The sequence below is a fragment of the Burkholderia sp. ABCPW 14 genome (genome assembly GCF_001523835.1).
GTDB classification, from domain to species: Bacteria; Pseudomonadota; Gammaproteobacteria; order Burkholderiales; family Burkholderiaceae; genus Burkholderia; species Burkholderia mayonis.
On record NZ_LOVS01000128.1, the window covers coordinates 1 to 23486 of the forward strand.

The 23486-nt window shown below is 60.8% G+C and carries 12 protein-coding genes and 1 pseudogene; 1 reads left to right on the forward strand and 12 read right to left on the reverse strand.

Annotated features, from left to right (window positions below):
* Positions 1 to 247 (forward strand): transposase (locus tag WS62_RS34250; protein ID WP_197422877.1); only part of this gene is annotated, 247 nt, incomplete at its 5' end.
* 455 nt (positions 248 to 702) lie between these two features.
* On the opposite strand, the gene WS62_RS19560 is transcribed toward WS62_RS34250, so the two are convergent.
* The 12 genes and pseudogenes from WS62_RS19560 to WS62_RS19610 all read right to left on the reverse strand — a co-directional run bounded on the left by WS62_RS19560 (position 703) and on the right by WS62_RS19610 (position 23251).
* Positions 703 to 1878, reverse strand: a complete 1176-nt coding sequence (locus tag WS62_RS19560; protein WP_197422878.1) for a hypothetical protein — start codon at positions 1876 to 1878, stop codon at positions 703 to 705.
* Positions 1875 to 2636: a DISARM system phospholipase D-like protein DrmC gene (drmC, locus tag WS62_RS19565; protein WP_066574152.1), complete on the reverse strand. Its 762-nt coding sequence runs from the start codon at positions 2634 to 2636 to the stop codon at positions 1875 to 1877. Before drmC ends, WS62_RS19560 begins: the two co-directional genes overlap by 4 nt.
* A 1-nt stretch (position 2637) precedes the next feature.
* Entirely contained in the window at positions 2638 to 4509 is a 1872-nt protein-coding gene (drmB, locus tag WS62_RS19570; protein WP_066574154.1) for a DUF1998 domain-containing protein, read from the reverse strand.
* A gap of 2 nt (positions 4510 to 4511) precedes the next feature.
* On the reverse strand, positions 4512 to 8510 hold the full coding sequence (gene drmA / locus WS62_RS19575) for a DISARM system helicase DrmA (RefSeq protein ID WP_066574155.1): 3999 nt from the start codon (positions 8508 to 8510) through the stop codon (positions 4512 to 4514).
* Positions 8507 to 10132 carry a hypothetical protein gene (locus tag WS62_RS34255; RefSeq protein WP_082721111.1) on the reverse strand — a complete coding sequence of 542 codons (1626 nt, stop codon included), beginning with the start codon at positions 10130 to 10132 and terminating at the stop codon, positions 8507 to 8509. Before WS62_RS34255 ends, drmA begins: the two co-directional genes overlap by 4 nt.
* On the reverse strand, positions 10129 to 13260 hold the full coding sequence (gene drmD / locus WS62_RS19585) for a DISARM system SNF2-like helicase DrmD (RefSeq protein ID WP_066574159.1): 3132 nt from the start codon (positions 13258 to 13260) through the stop codon (positions 10129 to 10131). The genes WS62_RS34255 and drmD (WS62_RS19585) overlap by 4 nt, the downstream gene beginning before the upstream one ends.
* A 15-nt stretch (positions 13261 to 13275) precedes the next feature.
* Positions 13276 to 17660: pseudogene (locus WS62_RS38855) on the reverse strand (Eco57I restriction-modification methylase domain-containing protein).
* Positions 17654 to 18292 carry a restriction endonuclease gene (locus WS62_RS19595; RefSeq protein ID WP_066574163.1) on the reverse strand — a complete coding sequence of 213 codons (639 nt, stop codon included), beginning with the start codon at positions 18290 to 18292 and terminating at the stop codon, positions 17654 to 17656. The pseudogene WS62_RS38855 and the gene WS62_RS19595 overlap by 7 nt, the downstream one beginning before the upstream one ends.
* Positions 18289 to 21426 (reverse strand): DISARM system SNF2-like helicase DrmD, encoded by a 3138-nt coding sequence (gene drmD, locus WS62_RS19600; protein WP_066574167.1) that lies wholly within the window; start codon positions 21424 to 21426, stop codon positions 18289 to 18291. The genes WS62_RS19595 and drmD (WS62_RS19600) overlap by 4 nt, the downstream gene beginning before the upstream one ends.
* Before the next feature lie 26 nt (positions 21427 to 21452).
* Positions 21453 to 21908, reverse strand: a complete 456-nt coding sequence (locus WS62_RS34260; RefSeq protein ID WP_082721112.1) for a very short patch repair endonuclease — start codon at positions 21906 to 21908, stop codon at positions 21453 to 21455.
* 17 nt (positions 21909 to 21925) lie between these two features.
* Positions 21926 to 22987 (reverse strand): DNA cytosine methyltransferase, encoded by a 1062-nt coding sequence (locus WS62_RS19605; RefSeq protein ID WP_066574170.1) that lies wholly within the window; start codon positions 22985 to 22987, stop codon positions 21926 to 21928.
* Between the two features lie 51 nt (positions 22988 to 23038).
* Complete coding sequence (locus tag WS62_RS19610; RefSeq protein WP_038709535.1) at positions 23039 to 23251, reverse strand: helix-turn-helix domain-containing protein; 213 nt, start codon at positions 23249 to 23251, stop codon at positions 23039 to 23041.
* Positions 23252 to 23486 lie beyond the last annotated feature (235 nt).

Consider the following 23486-nt stretch of genomic DNA (forward strand, 5'->3'; position numbering starts at 1 on the left):
AAAGGCTTGGGGGCAATGGATCGAGCAAGCCCGGCAAAGCGAGATTGCCGCGCTGCAACTGTTTGCCCAGCGCTTGCAGGGTTACTGGCATGGCATCCTGGCCCGCTGCCGCCATCCGCTCAATACCAGCGTCGTCGAAGGCATCAACAACACCATCAAGGTCATCAAGCGTCGCGCTTACGGGTACCGCGACGAGGAATATTTCTTCCTCAAAATCCGCGCCGCGTTCCCCGGAATTCCTCGATGAACCAATTAAAAACGATTCCGGCGCCACCTCAGCTGTCACCCGCTCCACCGATTTTCTCAGGTAAGCCACGAATTCGTCGGCTGGTTCGCTGGGCCGCTGAGCTCGCTCGCGGAGGAAGTTGCCCCAGTCACACTAGACAGCCCGAGAATCATGGCCACTTGCAGAGGTGAAGTGGGCATGGTATCGCCCTAGCACGACGAGGTGAATGGAGAGAGCAGCATTGGTTTTGATCGCGAGACGCTCCTTCAAGCCATTGGCTCCGGCCGCCTCCATCCAGCCCACGACATCAGCGATCCATTTGTTGCTGTCATCGACCAGGTTACTCGCATTGTTCCGACGCACTTTGTCGTCACCCACAAGGGGCTGCTGCCACTTGAGCTGGAAGAGAATGACGCTACTACAGCTAGCATCGTACGCGACGAAATCAATGTCGGTGATCGTCTTACCATCGCGCTTCAGCTTGACCCCATCGAAGCAGTGCCAGTGCGGCGTAGCGAACTGTGCTCGCAGTTCCGCAACCCATCTGCTTTCCCGTCGATTTGCCGCATCGAACCAGTCCTTCTCATACCGCCGGCGCAACTCCGCCCAGAGAAATATAGAAATGGATTGAGTTCCAGACCGTACATTGGGAGCGCCACCAAGTGCTTGCTCGTCCTAACTGCCGGAGCGAGTGCTTGTGCTCCACGTTCCAGATGGTCCCTGGCGTTTGCAGGGCTCAACGTCAGGTGATCCAAAAGCTCCGATACTTCTTGTCGGGATGCATCGAGAAAACTGGCTACCCCTTCGATCAGCTCCTCATGAAGCGCTCCGCCGGTCAGGAGATTCCTGACTCCAATGCGTGGATCATCAGCATTCAACAATCCTGCATAGCAAAGCCTCTGCTGCGACATGGCTGAAAGCGCTTCAAGAACACTCACATATGCCGAATAAGCACGGCCTCCGAAGCTGTCGTCATCTGCCAGTATATCCCTAAAAGACATTCTTCTCAGATACAGGACTGCCCATTCCTTGAAGTAGTCATCGACGCCATCAAAAGATCGGTCTTCATGCGAAGGGTTACCGCGAAGATGGTCGGTCAGGCGGGGGAGCATTTCCATGTGGCGAAGCTCCAAAGCAGCCTCCTTGGAGCGATCCTCCGCTACTGTCATGTCACTGAGCCAGTTCAGCCCTTGAAACCCAATCTGTTCCCTGTAGGCTGTGCTGTCTTGTATCGACAGGACAAGCAGCGTCATTCCCTTCAGTTTTCTCTTATCAATCGCCCCTTTGAGCGCTCCCGAGCGCAACAGAGTCAGTTGTTTCTCGGCCATCGTCAAGCAGCCCATCCGCCACAGAAACTCATCGGCCTGCTCCGCAGTCGCAGCATTGGAGGAGAAGAGTCTGGGCGCATCTGCTTTCAACTCGGACGGTAGGACCCGCTTCAAGGCTGCATTGATCGAGTGCTTGCGGATGCTCTCCATCTGCAGTCCTGATTCGTCCAATTCCTTCAGCTCAGGAATCAGCTCTCGGCAAAAGGCATAATCAAGAGCCCGCAAGGTCTCGAAGGTCAATGCCTCCGAAGGTTTCTCATAGCCGCGCAGAACATGCCGTTCGCCCACGATGGCATCTTGGAGAAGGTGTACTGGGTCTTTCATACCGGAGAAACGATCTTCAAGGACACCAATGCCCGCAGATGCTCTTCCAGCATCTGCGGGATATTCCCTCCAGAAAGCAGTAGCCCTGCCTCCATGTTCCGCTCCATGGCAAATCCCGTCAGGTTTGCGCTGGTGACGAAGCAAGTGTGTTGATCGGCCACTGCCACCTTGGCATGTACCCGTCCATCAGAGAATATTTCGTCTTGATCCCGCCACGTATATAGATGAGCATTGGGCACGAGGGCCTTCAGCTTTCCAATCGCATCAAACGAGATGCTGCCACCATGATCTTGGGATGATTCGAGGAGCATGGAGATGCTCACACCTCGTGCGCTTGCTTCGTTCAATGCCTTAACGATCGTCGAGACGTCATAGGCCACGAAGCTGGTGACGAACAGCGTTTGCTTGGCAGCATTGATGACTTGCAGGAGCGCTTGCTCCGTTCGACGTGCAGAGACGAATGGCGTCGTCGGCCCCGTCCACACGAGTTCGGTAGACTGGCGAGTCGACATGTTCTCGAACTTATGGCTGGCGGCGAGCAGCATCGAGGCCAACTCGATGGGACCGACCGACGTGGCATGCCAAGCGTTGACGAGCTGATCAACGATAGCCTTGGCCGCAGGTGTACCCACGACATCCGGTAGCGAGACATTCGCCTCCCCGCCCTCAATCCTCCGAATCCTGCCCGCCAACGCTTGAACTTTCTCGGGAGAGACCAAACAGACCACGGCTGTGACGGCTTCCAGCAGCCTTTCCATGTCACAACCCCGCGAAGAACGCGGCATCCCCTCGGTCGAGGGTCTGCACCAGCAATGATCTGTCGAGGTAACGGTTGCCTCGCTCACACGAGGTCTCGGCAACTAGGCTGCACGCATGGCAGGCCGCCGCGTGCAACGAGCGGTCTTTGCCCGGGTCGTGCTCCGAGCAGAGCGGATCGGACGAGCAGACCTTCGATCGGTTCAGCGCCTGCCGGAGCAGCCGCCCGAGGTTTTCCGGCTTGCCCAGATCGACGAGGCCGCCCAATGTTCCATCGGAATCGGCAGCCGCCGTGTAGATAAGGATGCCTCCTTGCGGATTCGCGCCCGACACGTTGGCGTAGATGCGTTCACGGATACTCGCCGCGTTGTAGCCGCATTCCAACGCCAGTTCGCGGATGAGCAGATGCGAGAGTGTATGAAGCATGGCATAGCGGATGCCGGGGTAGCCCTCGTTCGGGTCGAGGTGGCGCGAATTGCGCCACCCGCGATGACCACCTTCGAGCATTGCATCCACACGCTTGATGCCCGCATGCGCCTCCCACGTCCGCAGCGCCGCTTCATCGAACTGGATGAAGATACCCTCGCCGTGAACCTGATTCGCCGGAACCCAATCCGGCTTGCGGCGCGCAAGGCCCGCCATCTGCGCGCGCTCGTTTGGATCACTCGATTCCTCAGGCGCTTCCACGCGGGTGAAACCTAACAGTGCGTTGACCTCGCGCAGCCTTTCCAGCAGCAGCACTCTGCCGATCCGGTTCTCGAAGCCCGTGGGCGTGCCCACCTTCTTGCTCATGAAGTGCGGGTAGTCGGCAGGCGGATTGGCCGCCGTCAAAACTTCCCACTCCGGCCCCCTGATGTCGGCTTCGCCGACGACTTCCTGCCCGCCATCATTGCGATGCGCTTCGATGGCCTCCAAGACGTCCGATGCCAGGTACTTCTCAATGCCCGGCAAGGCTCCGGTCTTCTTCAATGTCTTCATCGCCACGGCAACGGCGGCCTCGGAATCCAGATCGTCGAAGAACTCCCATCCCTCCTGAATCAATTGACCGAGCGGGTCTTTGGCTTGGGGGATGGCGAGCGCCGACAGAGTGATCGGGAACCAACTGTTTGTCGAACCCAGCAGGACGGCCCGCGCTTCCTCGTCGCATTCCTCGTCGAAATGATCGAGATGCGGATGCCTGCCTCGGCAACTTGGCAGGTTTTCCTTCCCGGCCTTGCCGAAGGCTTGAGCAAGACTGCGTGAAACGCCTCGGCAATGCACATTGTCACCGTCACATCGAACCCAAAGGTTTTCAGTCTGCAGTGAGGCGCCACTCTCGAAGAAGCGAAGTGACCCCTTGCAAGGGCTGTTGCCGCCATGCACGAAGTAGCGCCAAGGGAAGTCGTCGAGGTGGCCATCGCGGCAGGCCAAAAGGAAGCGCGCCGGAACGGCATCGGCGTCCTTCGCGGGCTGGTCGCCCTTGGAACCACGGCATCCCGTGTGGACGAAGCGGGTTCGTTCCGGGCGGAAGCGGTTTTCCTTGATCTCGAATAGCCCCGCATCGAAGGGCGACAGCAGACCGCACTTCACGCAACGCATCCAGCGCGGGAACGGGCGCACGGGCACACCGATGTTCGCCTCCGCCGACCACGGATCGACTAGTTCGCTCTTCTGGAACGGCGGCATACGCAAGCTCTCTACCTGAGACCCGAGAACCTTGCGGACGGCGGCGAGCAGTCGGGGCTCGGCGATGGGCTGGCAGCGATCCTTCTCCCACTGGTCGATGCCCAACGTCACCACCGAGAGGCTCGGCAGATCGATCAGCGCGCCCGGCCCGTATGTCCAGAGCAGTTGACTGGGGCGGACTTCCCCGACGGGTGTTCTATTGCTAGTCATAGTCAATCCTCGTCCTTAGGCACCGGACGCGGCTTCCACCCGTGGTCGTCCGAGATTTGTCCCGTGTTCATAATCAGGCGCACGCCCGGCTCCACTTCGCGCATCGACATCGGCACCGTCCAGTTGTCCCACGCATGGATGCCCGGCGACTTGACCAGGCCGACCATCGTCGCCGCCTGTCCGCCACGCTTTTCGTAGGCCAGCGTGCGACCGGGCACGCTCACTTCCTTCGCCCACTCGTCCGCACGCTCCTTCAGTTCACGCTCGGCCAGATTCTTGATTGTGGGCGCCTCACTGACGTTCCAAGCCCGCCGCACCAGCACGTCGATCGCTTCGGTGATTTCGGGCTTATCCGACTTGTCTAGCTCGCCCGCGCCCACGTTCGGGCTGAAGGCGTCGTTTTCCAGACGCATCAGGGAAAGCAGCGCGCCGGTCAGGCCGCGATCCATCGCGCGCGGGGAGAACGGCGTCACTGACTGCGCTTCCACATGCTTGTAGAAGGTCGCGTGGTAATGCTCGAACGTCTCGTAGTGCGAGAGGTCGCGCGGACGCGCCCATGTGAGCACGGTGCAGACCAAGCCGGGGAAGGAACGGCCCACGCGGCTGGTGGCTTGGATGTATTCCGCCGTGCCCTTGGGCTGGCCGTTCACCGCCATCAGGCCCAAGCGATTCACGTCCACGCCGACCGACAGCATGTTGGTCGCCAGCACCACGTCGATGGCGCGGGTGTCACCCTCGTTCCATTTCGTCACGTACTTCCCGGTGGCCGCATCGAGTGCGGCCTTGAACTTGACCTCCAGATCGTCGAGGTACTTCGGGATGTCCTGACTGGACACGCGCGAGGTCAGCTCGCGGATGTTGTTGACGCTGCGCTGCGCGAGCGCAGGCCGATCGACCATGCTCATCTGCACACGGTAGGAACGTGTCTGCACGTCGTCCTCGGCCAAGCGTCGCATCCCGCCCAGCTCGCGCAGCGAATTGAAGTAGCCGACCATCGTCATGTACGGATCGGCAGGTTCGCCGATGCGATCGAACAGGGCTTGGGCGGCGGTGAGGAAGGCGGTATAGACGCGAATCAGCATCGCGGGCCGCGAGCTGCCGGGCGAACACACGCCGAGATAGCGCCGTCCGGGTCGCTCTTCGATCGGGCGCTGTACCGAGAAGTAGTTGTCTTCCACGTCCAAGCCGTGCGGCGGGAACACCGACACGCGCCGCATGAACACGTTGTTCACCTGCTCCTTGGCTTTGCGCACCGTCGCCGTGGACGCGACGATCTTCGGCTTGACCGTCTTGCCGTCGAGCGCCCACCCGCACAGCTCATCGACAGCGGATTCGTACATCCCGACCATCGTGCCTAATGGGCCGCTGATGAGGTGAAACTCGTCTTGAATGATCAGGTCGGGGGGGCGGATCGGCGCGACGTTCCTGACCTTGACCGCAGGCGAGCCTTTCCCAGCCTGATGATTGCCTGTGCAGCAGTCGGCCTCGTGCCACAGCAAGCCATGGCGCTCGCATTCCTGGCTCACGCGGCCGAATAGCGTGCGCACCTGACCGCGCCACGCCATCATGGCGAACTTGTCCACGGTGGCGATCATCATCGTCGGCGGGCGGTGGTAGATCTCCTCGTCCACCGTCAGCACGGGGATGCCGGGGTGCGGCAGATTGCTCGACCTGCCGCGAGAAAATGTGCAACTGCTCTTTTTGTCACCGCAGTAAACTACTGTTCTACCGCGATCCTTATCGACAACGACATCTTTTCCGGGATCAATCGCGGAGCCACACCAAGGACAACTGGTTAGCTGAAGTGGTGAAGTACGTCCTGCTTTGTTCTTTCCTGAATCACGTAGCGCTTGAATGGCGTAGTGACTTTCCTCAGTCGTGCCCGGCGTCACCTTGTTGCCGACCCACAGGCCGATGGTGAAAGGCTCCTTGCCAAGCGACTCATCACCTTGAACGAGAGCATCTCGCCGAAGCTTTTCCATCGCGCAGATCAGCGCGGTGGCGCGCTGGAACTGCTGTAAGGTCAGCAGGCGCAGCGTGTAGCGCATGATCACCGCCAGACCGCGCGAGCCGTCGTAGCCGCCGAGCTTGCCTTGCAAGCGCCTGATCGCCATCGTGAACGCTGCCACGCCCAGATAGGCTTCGGTCTTACCGCCGCCGGTGGGGAACCACAGCAGATCGGCGAAGGCTTCCATCGGCTGAACGCGGTCCGGATGGTTGGGGTCGGCCAGCGAGGGAATCGACAGCAACAGGAACGCTAACTGAAACGGACGCCAGCTCCGGTTCCTCGGCCTGTCGAACTGATCGACCGTCACGTCACGCCCACGCCGCACTTCAAGTGCGTACTGGCTGCGCACGCGCTGAATGGCCATCGCTCGATTGGCGAAGCGGAAAGCAGCCAGCGCCTTTTCGTCGCTCTTCAGCGTGTCGATGCCCTGCTGCAAGCGCGTCTGGATTTCTTGACACCGATCCAGCGCCTGCGCGGCCTGCGCGTCATACCCGATCACGTCCTCACCGATGCGCTCGCGCTGTTCAGCGATCCACGCCGCGTAGTCCTTGGTAAGCAAGTTCAGGGCATCGACCAATTCGGTAACGCCCAGCGTGGCGAGTCCCTGCATGTCAAGCAGACCACTTTCCACCATCTGCTTCATCGCCGGACGGTCGGCGGGGTCGAGGCCCGGCGTCTCCGTGACCTGCACTTCATACTGCGGGAGCACGGTGGTGCGCACCTCGGTGGCCAGCGTCACGTCGTCCGCCGTTTCGGCGTGGATGGCGACGCCATGCCCGACCGCGAACTCCACGCGGTTGCGGTAAATCATCTCCAGCGATTCGCGTTCCGGGTCGTTCCCGTCGGCGTCCAGCACGGGGCGGCGGCGGAAGATGGCACGCTTGGATGCCTCAGCTTCCGCGCGAACGATCAGTTCCGGCTGGAACAGCCATGCCGTGTCGCGGTTGGTGTCGAGCTCTTCCTGCGCGTTGATCAGGAATAGCGTCACCAAGCGATCGCCATTGGCGTTCTTGGCGCGGACGGAACCCTGTATGCGCACCGCCGGACGGTTCGCGTCTGGTGCCTGATGAGGAATCACGCCTTCCGTGAGCGGCAGCACCAGCTTTCCGCCGCAGGGAATGCGTTGCCAGACCTTGGCCTTCTGACCATTGGGCCGCATCAGCTCGTGTTCCTCGTTGGGCACGCGCTCGTAGCTGCCCCATCGCGCCTCGACCTCGATGCGCTCGGCGTCGCAATCCACGCAGAACGTCATGCCGAAGCTGCTGGGCACCAGCGACTGATTGCTGGCGGCGTCGATCTCGTCCGAACTATCCGATTCGGGTTCCACCCGCCCGGTCGCCGTGCTGAACTCGGCACCGGGCTCGTGCTGGCCCGGCATGATGGGGTCGGTGGGTTCCTCAACCTCATCGTCGGCCAGCGGGCCTTCCAGCCCTTCGATGCCACCTGGGGCATCCTCACGCGGTGCCAGCTTGCCAACCAGATAGCGGTCGCGCACGCTCATGTCTACGATGCGCTCGCGCGGGCCGCCCGCCGGGCCGAGCAGGTCGTCCACCACTGCCAGTTGCAACAGTTCGCGGACGTAGGCCCGATCCTCGATCGGCGGCACGCCGCCGACGGTCTGACATAGCGCCGTGGACAAAGCCGCGACGAATTCTTCCCACTTGATGCGCCCGACGCTCCCCGACGACGGCGCAGTCAACGAGACACTGACGACCGGCAGCGGGACATCGGTCGCGGACAGCCGGTCGAAGAAGATCATGGTGGCTTCGAGGTCGTAGCGGAGCCGCAGCACTCGCCCGGCGCGGACGATCTCGCCGGCGGGGTTCAGCACTAGCACCCAATCGTCCTCGGCGATGGCTTGATACAGGGAGCGATCGCCCTTCAAGACCAAGGTATAAGGCGCGAGCCCGCGATCGGTGCCGAGTCCATGATCGACGGCGATCCATGCGTTGGGATGGCTGACGGACCCCGTGTTCGAATCATTTTTCATCATCGGTCTCCATACAGATCGGCAGGATCGACACGTTCCTTTGTGCCTTGCGTGATTGGCTCGATGTCTCGATGTGGGACGACACGGGCGATGTTCTCGGCATCCTCCGTCAACCCAAGCGCCACGGTCAGCCTGTCGCCTGCTTCGAAATGTCGCGCGTTTCCAAAGGTCGGCTTCAATTCAATGAGACGGAAGTTTCTCGAAGAGCCCGGTTGCTGCTCCACTCGCAACCTCACTTCTCTTTGCACCACCTCTATGGCATGGCGATACAAGACGCAATTCGCCCCACCGCCGGCGACGAATATCGGCAAGCCCTCTCGCCAAGCCGCACTATGCGGATCTCCCCGTGCGTTGGTGCGAGTTCCATCGATGACCCGGATAATGCAGCGGACGATTTGTTCTACAAAATCCTCATCGACTGCAACGACCTCGTCAAGAGGTTTTCCGTTTCCTTGCCCAAATTCATTGGGAGATTCAACGGGTGCTGCGTCGTTCCACGAAAGATCGAGGCCGAATTTGGAATGGCGGTTGTGGCGCAAATAGTGAGTTCCGAGCGGACCAACTGCAGAAAAGAAGATTGGGATACGTGGCGGAGATTCTCGGTCGTTTCGCAGGACGACATTGAAAGTCGCTACGTCGAGGGTCGCCGCACCGATGTCGATCAGCGCGTGCAACCCTTCCCGCACTTGCGGAGACCCTAGATACCCGGCGATTTGAGCGACGAACTCCGGGACGACACCCGGTTCCGCCTCAAGGTCTGTATCGCAATCGGCCAAGTTCCATGCAGCCACGACATCCTGTTCTTTTAGCAGATCTTCCGCAGCCAACAACCAAGCGGTTCGAGCAATGCGCCGAAAAACATTCACGACCTTGGGGTTCTCGTGCGGCTTGGTGGGACAACCGATATTCAGTTCCCAGCGCAGCGAACGCCCTGCGAGTTTTCGTTCAATCTCCGTGTGCCGGTACAAGAACGCTCTTGCGTAGCGGATGACCAACGCCAGATACGCCACGGTGGTTATGGGACACTCATCCGATCCAGCCATCTCGATGACCGGGAGTTTGAGATTCCCTTGGACATTGGTCTCGGCAAGCCGCTGCCAACAGTATTCGCCATTCGGCGCACGAACGACGAAACCGGGCACCACATAGCGCCCCGCCTCCGAATCGTCCCCCGTGACAGCAGACCATTCGACGGGCACCAGATCGACGCCCGCTCGAATCGCTACTTTCGTAAAAGCGGTTCCAAAATCCATCCCGATTCTGACGACCATGGGTGCCGATCTTTCGCCGTGGTGCTTGGGATGCTGCAACGATCTACCGGCGTCACTCCATTTCGGCATAACCAAAGAACATCCAGCATCGATGCGTGGTCTAAAAGCCGGTGGCATCGGCCTGCTGGGTCGTGCCGAGGACTTGCCGGCGGGCACCCCGACTGTGTCTGAAGGAGCGGATTGCTGAACGGGATTTCGGGCAGGCGAGTTCTTCGGAGTCGAACGGTCGCCAGCCAGCCAAGAAGATGGTGGCTCGAAATCGATCTTGCGCGGCTCATCAACTCGCTCTTTGCCACGCCCCGACTCGCGCAATGCGGATTTAAGATCCCTCAGTTGCTCCTTCCAGCTCTTCACGGACGACCTCCCGCCCGCACCACATCCACGAGCAAGACACAGACATCACGCGTTTCAGCCGAAAAGGCTTGACTCTTGCGTGCCAGCGTCGCTCGGCGGGTTTCCATCCGGGCCAGAAAATCCTCCATCTTCTTGCGCTCCGCATTCGCCAAACCCTTGCGCCGTTTGCCATCCGGGCTGCTTCCATACAGAGATGCGTAGTATTCGTGGCTATTGATCCGCTTCTCGAAGCCCTCATGTTTCTTGCGAATATGGTCGTCCAGTAGCTGCGACAGCACGTCAGCGCGGTCTCGATTCTCGCGCCATTTTTCATCCTTGATCGCCTTGTACCGATCCCTGAGTATTTCCTCGCATCGCTCTGCGGCGGTCACTCCGGCCTCCGGAGCGACATCGACCGCAACCGTCGGCCAGTCGTCGCCCGATTTCCTGACCAAGTCGAGCAAGGCTTCCGCAATCCGGTCGTCGAGGGACGACTCATGGTCGAGGGGTACGGCAGCGACCAAGAGATGCTCTTCCTCCTTCACGCCGGAAAAGCTCGCCAATCGGGTCATCAGCGCATATCGGCCCGCTTCGATGCCTTCGTCGGCGACTCTGGCTGCGTAGAGCGGAAAGCGATCCTCCCCCCCTTCGGCCTTGCGCGACAGGAAGCGAACGATCGGATGAAAGCGATGGACGATCTCCTCGCCGGGTTTCGGCTTGTCGGTGATCCTGTCGGTGAAGCGACAACGCTTCATCTGACCAGAGGCAAGACCCGTCTTCCCGACCAGATTCTCCCGCCGCACAAACTCATCCAGCTCCGCAGCAAAGTCGGGACTCAAACCGATGTCGAACGTGTCGGCATCACCATGCGCCGCGACAAGCCGACAACCGGGGACGTTCCTGAGGCATCCATCGACGTAACGGATCAGATCGTGACGGGTGACGATCTTTCCATCGCCGCGCGCCGCTTCGATCTGCGCCAGCAGTTGCTGACCATGTGCCACCAGTTGGATCGCCTCGCGCTCAAGTTCTTCCTGTTTGCGCTTGGCATTCTCGATCGCCAGCGCCACCTCCTCGATCAAGCGCGCCTCTTCGTCGACGGTCAGATGCTTCGACAACAAGACGTCTTCGAGCTTCCGGACTTGGCCGAGGATTTCCTCCGTTTCCCCCAAAGTGCTCTCGAAAACACCGATGCGCTTGGCCAGCCTCGCAATAATGAGCGCATCTATCGTGTCCTTGTGGACGAAGTTCCACACCAAGATGCGCTTGGACATTTGACCGATGCGATCGATACGCCCAATCCGCTGCTCGATGCGCATCGGGTTCCACGGCAGGTCGTAGTTGACAACGAGACGGCAGAACTGCAGATCGACGCCTTCGGCGGCGACATCCGTGCAGACCAACACACGGCAGTTCCTGTCCTCGCGGAAAGCAGAGACCACGGCGTCCTTGTCGAACTCCGCGCCGCCCATCAACAACCCGGCCTCCACGTTTTCGGCGGAAAGCCGCTCGACGAGGTAGCGCGCCGTGGCGCGAAAGGTGGTGAACACGATGGCCTTGGCGTCTCGATCCTCGGCCATAAATCGCTTGAACGCCTTGGAAAACTCGGCGAATTTCGAGTCGTTCCTGCTCAGGTCGGCAAATCCGAACTGAGACAGTGTTCTGCTCGCCAGCCAGCGTTTGAGGCCCGATGTCCTTTCGGCCAGCTGTTCCTCGTCTTCGTCCACCTCGTCCATCGCCGCCGCCATGGCATCGGCGTCAAGCCCGTCGTCGCGCCAAGTCCGCAACAGGGCAGCAGGACTGGACGCAACCATCCGCTGTGGCGTGGAAAGCAAGAAACCGTGCTTGATGCCATTGGCCAGCGCATACTCCCGCGTTCCTTCGGTGATCGCCTGATACAGATCCCGCTCCACGGGCGACATTTCCGCCTCGAACACGGTCGGGTCACGCAACACCCGATCGGACTGCACTTCCCGTTTGCGCGTGCGACTGACGATGTGTGCAAGCAAATTGAGCCGTTCTAGTTTGGCCGCGATGTCGATGCGCCTGTCGTTCGTCCATTCCCCGATCGACTCGGCTTCCTCGATCAAACGATCGACGCGCTCGGATCGCTCGAACCATCGTGACGACGCGATTTCGCGGATTGCCGCCATGATTTGGTCGGCATCGCTCGTCGGATCACGCACGACGTCACTCGCGGCGATCACCGGGCGATTGGCGAGGATGACGTTTCGGAAATCCTCCGGATATTCGAAATGATCTGGGTCGAGCAATCGCAGTACATTGAACAAATCATCCGACCCGAGATTGATCGGCGTCGCCGAAAGCATCAACTGATGCGTGCTGACATCCCTCAGCAAGCTGCCAGTCCGCCATGCGCCGGTTTCTTCGTTGCGCATGTAGTGCGCTTCATCAAAGATTACCAAGTCCAGCAGCGGCTCTTGATCAGCGTGGTGATAGAGCACGTCGGCGAGCCGGGCGCGAACCGATCGCTTGGGCTTGTCGCTCTCGGTCGCATCCCACTCACTCGGAACCCGGATGCCTTGATAGCTGACGATCCATGCGCGTTCCCGGTGCTCGGTCGAACCCAGTTCCTGCCGCAACGTTGCCGCATCGACGACACGCGCATCCAGACCGAAGCGCGACGAAAGCTCGAACCGCCACTTCTCTCGAAGCATGGCGGGACACACCACCAACAGTCGGCGCATGTCGTAGCGGGCGCGCAGTTCGGTCCAGATCAGTCCCGCCTCGATCGTTTTGCCCAGACCCACTTCGTCCGCGATCAGCAGCCCGTTGACGGGTGAATCCAGCAAAGTCAGCAACGGCTTGTACTGATGGGGGTAAAAGTCGGTCTGAGTCAGGCCCATGGCATAGACGACGTTAGACAGACGCCCCGCTAGATGGATATGCGTCAGCAATTGGCGCAGGTCATCGACGCGTCCGTAACGTCCTTCACGGATCAGTTCAAGAGGATCGTCACCACCGGCATCGGCCTCGATCAACTCCTCCTCATAGTGCCAGTCCAGCCGGCCATTCCAGTTCACGCGATACTGCTGGCCGGATGCACGCGCCCGGATCTGATCGGTGACCGTACCGATCTTGGCTGGATCGTCGATGTGACGGACGAGTTGTCCTGGATTCCATGGCATGGCGGACGCCCCTCGCTATTCGATAGATCGGTACCGGGCACCGCGCCGCTCCCCTTGGCGCTCGACTCTGCCTCTCTCGATCAGATCGGCGATCGCAGCGTTCCACTGCCCATCCGTGATGCCGGTGGCGGCAAGGATGTCGGCCTTGGCATGCCAGCCGGGACGTGCTTTCAGGTGTTCGACGATAGTGTGGACTGGGCCAGCACGATAGTCGGCGCGAGGTTCAGCGGCCTTGTGGTATTGGCCTTCATTGACGGGAATGGCATCGAAGTCGAGCGATGGTTGGGCCGTTGCTGCATCGGTGATGCGTCGGGCGCGTGGGGCACGGGTCGAAGCGCGTGGCTCTGCATCGCCATGCAGCCCTCGCGCGACTTCTTCCTCGTATCGCTGACGGTTCAACTCCGATAGCCGTCGCAGCACTTCGACGCGCGCAGCTTCCGAGATGGTGAAGCGAACGCGGTCGTTCTCCGGCAGATACGGCACTTCGTGGAAGCCGTGATCGAGGTTGATGTCCGCCCATCCGTAGGCATGCGCGACGCCGTCGTCCAACGCGCGCTGCAACGCACGCAGCCCCTCAATGCGGGGATCTCGCTCGGTGTCGGTATGGAAGCGGTTGTAGAGCTTGGTCAGGCCAATGCGATCGGCCCGCATCAAATCTATGCGTCCCTGATGGAGTCGATCACCCAAATCATCAAGCGGGCCGTTCGGCGCGTCATGGAACCCGGCGGGGAAAGCAAACGGTTCAAGCGCATCCGTCGGGGTGTACCGCAAGTCGCTCTTGAGGCGAGAAGCGTGCTGCCATGCGAAGACGGCGTGGACGTTCGACTGCAACAGCGCGAAATCCCTTCCGCGACCGAGCGAAAACACGACGGTGGCGTCAGAGAAGACGATATTGGAATCGACGAACGAGAAGGCCAGCGTCTTGCTGACGCGGGTAATCGCAAGTATTTTCGGCGGTTGGCTCGTGCTGGCTGACCAGTCTTCGGGATGACGCTCGAAACAGCGACCGCGACCTACGGCATGGTATAGCGCAGGACGCTTGTCAGCGTAATGCCACCAACGTTCAGGGAGCGGTTTTCGGAGCACATATTCACCACCTTCGTTGCGGCGCTGCCGCTCTGGCTTGACTCGCTCCTCAATCCATTGCCACGGGATCTCGTATTCGCGAGCGCGTTCCTCTGGCCAATCCCAAAAGTTGATCACCCAGCGGCTTGGTCGCTGCTCGGGGTCTGAATTGAGGTCATCGCCATTGATGTAGGGGAAGACGACCTTGCCGTTCTTCGGGTCGGCATCCAGCATCCGGGTCGCCTCGTCGGGGGAGAGTACGAAGCCCATACCAAGAACATAGGAGCCAATGAATGCCTTGCTCTCATTGGCCTTCAGCCGCTTCGGACTCCATTCTTCACGATCGGTGAGGAATGCCGATATAAAGAGAGCCGATCGCCCGAGCAGCGTGCGCTGGCCTCGCCACCGTCCTTTGTGGACATGCACGCGACTCGTAATTACCGCTGCCTTTCCAGGCCAAGGTTCATTCGGGTACGCGGCATAGATGACGGCACCCGCACTGACCATGGCCTCCAATCCGGCCTGCCGTGTGTCGCCTTCTGCGATAGTGTTGACCGCGAGCAGCCCGAAACCGCCGCCTTCGCGCAGCAGGCTCCAAGCCCGCAGGAAGAAATAGGCGACCAGATCCGCCGAGCCACGCCGTCCCTCGGCTATGTGAGCGACCAGCCAATCGCGGAAAGCAGTGCCTGCGACGCCAGTGATGCGCTTTCCTCCCAAGAAGGGTGGATTGCCGACGATGCCATCGAAGCCGCCGCGTTCGCGCGCGAACACCTCCGGAAACTCAAGCGGCCAATGGAAAAGCCGACGTACGTGCTTGCCGCCGGGCAGGTCGGTCGAGAGAGCTGCGACCGATCTTCGACGCATTGAGACGAGCACATCGCTGTCACCTTCGATGGCCGTCCGGCTTGGACGGCGAGCGAAGTCAGCGCGTTTTCCAGAACTGCGCCATTGTCGCCCGATGCGAACACTTCGCCGATGAAGGCATCAGCAACGCATTCTGGCACTTCGAGCCTGCGGCGCGCGTCGGTGTTCAGATGTGCCATGGCTTCCACGTCGCGGATGTCGCGGATGGGCATCTCGCGCAGGCGCGAACGCAGTTCGATGGCCTTGCGCACGGCGTGCTCGACGTTCTGGCCGAACAGGCGTAGCTGGCCTCGGCCGTCCGGGCTCATCGAAAGCTGGGTGAGCTGATCCAGCCGATGGATGCCGAGTAGGCTGTCGCCGCAGCGCAGGTTGTGGTCGAGGAAGCCGACGGGACGGCCCTTGGCCAACGTCACCAGCCAGATGGAAAGTTTGGCCAGCTCGACCGCCAGTGGGTTCAGATCTACGCCGTAGAGGCAGCGTTCGGCGATGAGGCGGCGCGCGACGATGATGCGCGTCTCGGTTTCGCGCGGCAGCGGCTCGACGTTGGCATCGGAATCCGTCACGTTCCCATTGACGGTAACCGAGTGACCCTGCGCCTCGGCCTGTGCCCACGCATCAACCAGCCGATCGGCCAGCCACCGACAGGCTTGGACGAGGAAAGCGCCCGAACCCATCGCCGGGTCGCAGATCTTCAGGTCGAGCAGTTCGGCGGGCGATTTCAGCGCCCAGTCCTCGCGCGGCGTACCCTGCGCGGGGCCGACGTAGGCGATGGGCGCGAGCGTTTCGGCGACAATTGCCTCAGTGAGCGACTTCGGCGTGTAGTGGGTGCCGGTCTCGCGGCGGTCGGAGCCGGTGGTGACGATGAAGGCTCCGGCGGGATAGACCAGCGGGTAGCCCCAAGGGTCAGTGCGCACCAGATGGGCGAAAGGTTTGATACGGTCGCGCAGCACGGTGTCGCCGTTGCAGGCCGTCAACACGCGATCGGCGAGAGCATCGTCCACGGGCCGAGCGAGGTCGTTCCGCACGCGGCTGGCGGAACTGCCGGAACGCTGCTGGAACAGTTCGAGCAAGCGAGCGGCACCGTCCAGTCGCGCGGATTCGAGTTCAGCCAGCGTGACCCAGGGCGACTGGGCACTCTTAGTGGCGTCGAGTTCCAGAGTGATCTCGGCGGCGCGCTTGACGGTGCGCTCCAGCAGGCCCTCATAGACGTAGCCGATCTGTTCGACGTCCAACGCCCGATACGACAGCGTGCGGCCATGGAATTGCTGGATGGCTTCGAGCAGCAGCAACACGGTGCGGTTGTCGATCGGCAGCGGCTTGGCGACGTCGATACCCCAATCGGAGCCACGGGCGCGGCCTTCGAGGAAGGGGAAACGATCCGGATCGAACAACGAGCCGCCCAACGCGGGCAGGCGCAAGTTTTCGTGCTCGATGCCGCCGTACACGGCGCGGAAGACGGCCAACAGGCGCGACCACGCATCCAAGCGGCGCTCCAGAATCTCGTCGGATTCTGCGCGCAATTGCATCCGCAAGGTCGAGAGCGCGTAGTTCGCCTCGTAGCGTTCATCGCCCAACAGCAGCAGGCCGCGTTCTTCGGCGGAAAGCAGGAAGACCAGCCGCATCATCACCGTCAACGCGGCTTCGTAGAGTTCGGCTTCCTTCACGTCGCGCAGCAATTCGCGGTCGCGGTCTTGATCGGCCTTGTCGAGCGCCTGGATCAGCACTTCAATCGCGCGCCGCACCTGTTCGCCCAAGGCGTCGGTCACTTCGTCGTGGAATTTCAGCGAGCGATCGAACAGCGCGGGCAGCCGTTCGGACTCGTCCACGAAGAAACGCCGCATGCCCAAGAGGTGGACGAAGGCTTGGAGGGTGATGGGTTCCTGAGCCCATATGCGCGCATACCAACTGGCGAAAGTGGTGACCGCGCCGACGGGCGCATCAACCAGCATCCAGCGTTCGCCGTTGGTCACCAGTCCGAGACGGCAACCCGTGACGCGACAGAGCGTCACCATGCGTTCCGCCGGCGTGCTGGCCCAGCTGTCCAGCTTCTGGGTGGCATCAAGATCGACGTCTTGCGAGTAGGCGTGGACGAGCATCAGTGGCGTGTCGCCGTTACCGACGACGGCGAAGTCCGGCGACAGGCTCACGCCGTGTTCGGGCCGCGCGACGGCCAGGTGATTGGCGCACCAGTCCTTGCTCTTGAGTACGTCTCCGCGACCGCCCTCATCAAGTTCCAGTCCGCGAGACAGCACCTCGTCGATCCATGCCGCGTGCAGATCGGCGAAACTGGGATCGTCGGTTTCCAATGCTTCACGCCATTCGTCGTAGGCTTGCCGCAGCCGCTTGCGCTTGGTCGCATCAAGTTCTTCCAGCCCCTGCGGGAAGGCTTCCTTCAGGACGGGGACGGCGAGGAAAGGGCCGGAAATCTCGACGAGCGAGAGCCAGTCGTGGTGTTGGGTCTGCGTCACCATGCAGGATCTTCCGCGAAAAATGAGATGGTGACGCCGTAATCGGTGCTCGACCAACGATGCCCGCAACCGCAAACAATGGAGCCATTGAGTTCGACGAATGCCTTCGTCCCACAGTCTTGGCAGTGGATACGCGCGCACTTGCATCCGCGGCACTGACCGGCCAACCACCAGAACCATGCGCCGCCGTCAAACGTGAGCGCACCTTCTTGATCGAGCACGATGCAGTCGACATCGCAGGAAGGGCACATCGTCCATTTGTCAGGAACGATCAACTCGAGGGCATCTTCCACCGACAGAATTTCGAGGTCGCATCCAACATGGTCGGCCTTCTTCTTGGCTGGCTCCGTCCACCCATTCGCCACTACGATGATCGCTTTGTTTGCGCCAACGGCATCAGCTAGTGCAAGGACTGACTCAACCTCTCGTACATCGATGGGAACGGCGTGGAACTTGGCATCGACGATCATCTTTAGCGGATGCCCCTTGGCCTCGATTTCGATGAGCACGTCGATTTGCCGTGGCTGGCCGGTGATCTTGTCCGGAACCGTGACGTTTCTTCTGACGTTACCGAAGTCGTCGATTTGCTCGTAAAACTCGGCGACGGCCTCCTGATATTCCTGCCAGGTCATCATATCGCCACCTCTAACGTAGACTCGGGGACGACGAAGATCACAGCGACCGGAAAGGTGCGGTCGTCGAGCTTGGCGTAACGGGATTCGATGGCCTGAGTCTCTATCTGGCGCTCGCCGGGGATGCGTGCAAGGCGGGCTTGCAGCGCGGCGATGTCGCGGTGGAGCTGCGTGCGTTCGTCCTCGGTGAAGAGCGCGAGCTGCTCGGGCTGCTCGCCTTTCTTCAATTCGGACTGGATCGCCTTCTCCAACTCGTCGAGCACGGTACCGATGTCCTCGATTTCCTGCTGCTTGCGAGTCTGAAGCGTGTTGGTCAGGTAACGAAGGCGTTCTTTGGAACGGGCATCCACGGCTTTCAGGATGGCTTCCTGCTGATGGTCGAAGCGGACGCGCAGCGCGTCGAACAGCGGCGGGGCCGCCGTGATCGGTTTCGATTCATCCAGCCATTGCTGGACGCGGGTGACACCTTCTTCGCGACGGAAGGACTGGTCGCGTAGGTAGCCACCCGATACCGTCAGTTCTTCGTGCAGCCGGTGGTGGTTGCCGCCGGTGACTACCAGTCGCGAAACGACGACCACGGCGGGGCCATCGACGAGCGCGTCCGGCATGGTGCGGATGGTGACACGATGCAGCTTCTTCACGTCGTCCCGTGCCCAGATTTCGGCGCGCAGCAGACGCAGGCACATCTGCACCAAGCGATGATTCAAGTGAACGAGCACGACGTCATCGCGGCCACTGGCGATGGCGTGGTCGAAGGTGATGGGCCGAATCTTTTGGGTGTGCGGGTGGCGAAGCCCTTGCAGACAGCGCGCCCACGAGCCGGACAGCGCAGGCATCCGGAAGACGCTGCCAGACGGCGCGCCCGCAAGTTCGACCGGTTCCAGCGGCGGACGGCCCGCCAGCGAGAGGCCGGTCTTTACGGCCATCAGGACGTGGTCGGGCGTGAGGTGGAAATCCTGCTTGGTGGTGAGCAGACGCTCGTGCAGCTTGGCGACGCGCTCCTTCAACTCGCGTTCAGCGCGCACGAAGTTTTTGGCGCGGGCAATCCGGGCCTCGGCGAGGCGGGTGTCCAAGTCCTTCAGGGAGCCTTCAATAAGGCCCGACATCTGCGGCGCGATGACCGGATTGACACTGCCCGTGTCGGCGCGCATCGAGTCCAGCTTCCGCAGGGCGCGAAGGATGTCCTCGCCGTGGCCGCCGACCGATGCGCCGTTCGCGCCGCCACCATCGACCGGGTGCCAGATCAGCACTTCCTTCTCGCGCTGGCCGTGGCGGTCGATACGCCCGTTACGCTGCTCCATCACGTTGGGGTTGTAGGGAATCTCCAAGTGGATGAGCCGATTGCAGTGGTTCTGCAAGTCGATGCCTTCGGAGGCCGCGTCGGTGGCGAGCAGGATGCGCACGGGCGAATCCTGCGGCGAAGCTTGGAACGCCGCTTTGATGGGTTCGCGTTCTTCTTGCGATAGGCCACCGTGGAGCAGACCGAGACGCTCGCCGCCAAAGCCGTGGCTGGCGAGGATTTGATGCATCCACTGGTGCGTGGTGCGGTATTCCGTGAACAGGATTACCCGGCGATCGTTCCACTGACCATCTGGCTTGAGGTAGGCCGAGAGCCAGTGGAGGATGGCTTGGGCCTTGGAGTCGGCCTGATTCCTGGCTCGCTGTGCCCATGCCCGCAAGTCGTCCAGCGTCGCCCGCTGCTCTGGCGTCAGCGGCATTGAGCGGCGCGTGGCTTCCTCAACGGCTTCGGCTTGAGCGTTTTCGACATCCCCGTCGTCGGCATAGTCCTCGTCGGCTTTCAGGATGGCCTTGTGCAGGATGCGTTCGGCCATCGTGTCCAGCTTCGCGGGCCGCGCTTCTGACAGTGACGTGACGTGCTTTTCGAGCGTGGATGCGAACGCCGCTGGCGACGAGAGCAGACGTTTCTTGAGGAGACGATTGACGAAGGCCGTGCCAAAGCCGTTGCCTGCGTTCTCGGCATCCTTTTCACGGCTCGTGCAGTAATCGTCCAGTTTGCGATGAACCTCGCGCTCTTCCGCCGTGTATGGGACTTCGAGTGCCTGCAAGGTGCGCCGGGCGTACAGGGGATTGCCGTCCGCATCAACCAGATCGCTCTTCAGACGGCGGATCATCACCTGACTAAGACGATTTTCGTCGGGGAGGATGTTGCGCGCGAAACGCTGGTCGTCGAGCAATTCCAGCAGCGAGGTGAACGACTCCGTGTAGCCGTTGTGCGGCGTCGCGGTCAGGAAGAGACGATGCTGGAAGTGTGGGCCGATGGCACGGACGAAGCGCGTACGCTGACTCTCCAGCGCGTAGTGCGCGCCTGCGGAGGGCGCGACGTTGTGCGCTTCGTCCACGACCAGCAGGTCAAACTTGCGCGGATGGCCGACGTGCGGCGGGAGCACATCACGCATGGCCCGCAAGCCTTCTCCGCCCTTGGCCCAATCTATAGACGTGATGAGGCGCGGATGCGACGTCCATGGGTTGGCATGGATGCCACGCTCGCGCCGCAACCGCTTGATGTAGTCGGTATCGACAACGCGGAAATCGAGTCCGAATTTCTCCAGCATCTCAACGCGCCACTTCTCCTGAAGCGACGCCGGGCAAACGATCAATACCGTGCGGGCGCGATGCCGCAGCAGTAACTCCTGAATGACCAAACCAGCCTCGACGGTCTTGCCGAGGCCGACATCGTCGGCAATAAGAAGATTGACGCGAGCCATGTCGATGGCTCGGACCAGTGGATCGAGTTGAAAGTCCTCGATGCTGACGCCACTTCGGAACGGAGCCTGGAGGAACCCCCTGTCGGCGTTGGTGGCCGCGCCCCAGCGCACGGCATCAAGGAAGGCACCAAGCACATCGGAATCATCCTGCCCCGTAATCGAAGGCAGACCTGCCCGCTCAATGACTTGGGCTCCCGGCTCGGTCTCCCAGATGACTTCCAGTTCCTCGCCAAGGCCATCTTCGTCGATCGATGAGAGCGTGACGCAATGTTGGGACGTTGGAAGTTCGAGGCTCAATCCTGCCGCATCAATATCCGCAACAACCCACTGACGGCGGCGCACTTCGACCAGTTGTCCCGGTGCTGGTCGGGCTCGGTATGCCTGCGTTTGCCGTTCGCTCTGGACGCCCATTTGGTTGCCACCTTCCTCTTCAATTCTTACCGGTTCGCGCCACGCGGCGGCGAAGCGCAACGCTTCGAGTCGATCATGGCAACCGTCTGTGCAACAGCCCTTGCTGCCTCGGTCGGTGACTGATGAGACCAAAATCTGAGTACCGTCCAACCAAGAGATCGTAGCCGTTCGTTCGTGTCTGCGTCCCGCAACCGATTGGTCTCGATCTTCTGCCGCCAGAACTCCGCATTACGTTTCGGCCAGGTGGCATGTTCGGGACAACCATGCCAAAAACAGCCATCAACGAAAATAGCGATTCTCCGCCCCGGAAACGCAATATCGGCAACACGACGGGGCTTCTTTAGGACCTCATAATCGATCCGGTACCGCAAACCGATCCGATATAACTCCCGCCGCAACGCGACCTCAGCGCCGGTTGCCTTTTGCCGAACCTTCGCCATGCGACGACTGATTTCAGTCGACGGTGGATCGCGGAAAGCCATGAACGCTGTCTCAGCTATCAGCCGTTAAGCTCGATCGATGCAAGATGTTCCTTGATACTCCGTGCGATAGCGCGACTCAGGTTTACTGGCACCGCATTGCCGATCAGGCGCCCTAACACCGTGAAACTGACCTCGCCATCCTTCGGAACGAATGCGTAGTCGCGCGGGAAGCTTTGCAGAATTGCCGCTTCCCTCAGCGAAATGGCGCGGTCCTGCTCGGGGTGGCCAAACCGTCCGTTTCCAAAGCCATAGCACTGAGTCGTCATCGTAGGAGCTGGCTTGTCCCACTCCATCCGACCATAGACGCCTGGGTAGGTACGGCCGCTCTCGGCACGATGGCATTCAGCGATGAGGTCTTCCGGCCAATCGCGCCATGTCCCCCCTGGTTTCGATGCCTTGATCCGTTGCAGATTCTTCTCTGATAGGGTGGACGCGACGTGCAACTTGTCCCTTGGGGCAGCCTCCCCTGCCGACAAAGAACGCAGTCGACCAATGGCCTGGCGCACTGTCTTCGGCGTTTTGTGCGTCGGCTCGATCATCTCGATATCGCCATGCTTCGATGCGAGCAGCACCATACGCCGCCTCATCTGCGGCACACCATAGCGTGAGCTGTCGACCACGTCGAACCACACCTTGTACCCCAGTCGGGTCAGCGTATCGACGAAGTCATGGAAAACAGCATGCTTAGCAACGGTAGGAACGTTTTCCATCGTGATGACATCGGGTTCTGTGCCCTGCGCAAGACGAGCAAACTCGTACAGCAAACCCCACTTGCCATCTTCGCCATCAAGTTCATAACGCTGGGCGTAACTCGAGAAAGGTTGACATGGCGCACAGCCTGCAAGAATCGTCAGCTCTGCGTCGCCAAACAATGTTCCTAACTCTTCAGTGGTAACCGTGCTGATGTCCCGCTCTACGAACTTGGCTCGGTTGTTCGCTTCGTACGGATAGCGGCATGCCGGGTCCAGGTCGATACCTGCGACCACGGGCAAATCCTCCAAAACGAAACCATGCGTCAGCCCGCCCGCCCCGCAGAACAAGTCGACACAAGAAATATTCGCCACTTCAAACCTCCTCATTGCGTCTCAAGCAGCCTATGGCGCTATTGAAACCGACCGCAGACAACGCTTTCACTCCTTGACCCGACCATCGTGCTCGGCCGCGCCGCCGGATCGTACCCATTCGTCGATCTCGTCGGTCTTGAACTTCCAAAGCCGGCCGATCCGATGAGCGGGCATGTTCCGTTTGTTGATCCATGCGTAGACGGTGTCTTTGCTCACGCCGAGGTATTCCGAGATTTCCTCGACCGATAACCAGCGATCTGACATGAGGTCGATTTCCATCAAAAAGCCGAGAACCGGCCAATCGCGCAATGATCTCATGGATCGTGACCGCAACACATCAGGTTTAACGGGATTTAAGCTGATTGTGGCAGATTGAGCGGGGAGATCCCGCCTCGCACGCCCCCCAGTCCGGCAGGCGATCTACCGCGAAACAGTGCGTGGCGTCAGCCATCCCGCGCAGCCAACGATTTAAAAACGCTTCAAACCTATATCACCCGCCTGAGCACGGCCAGTC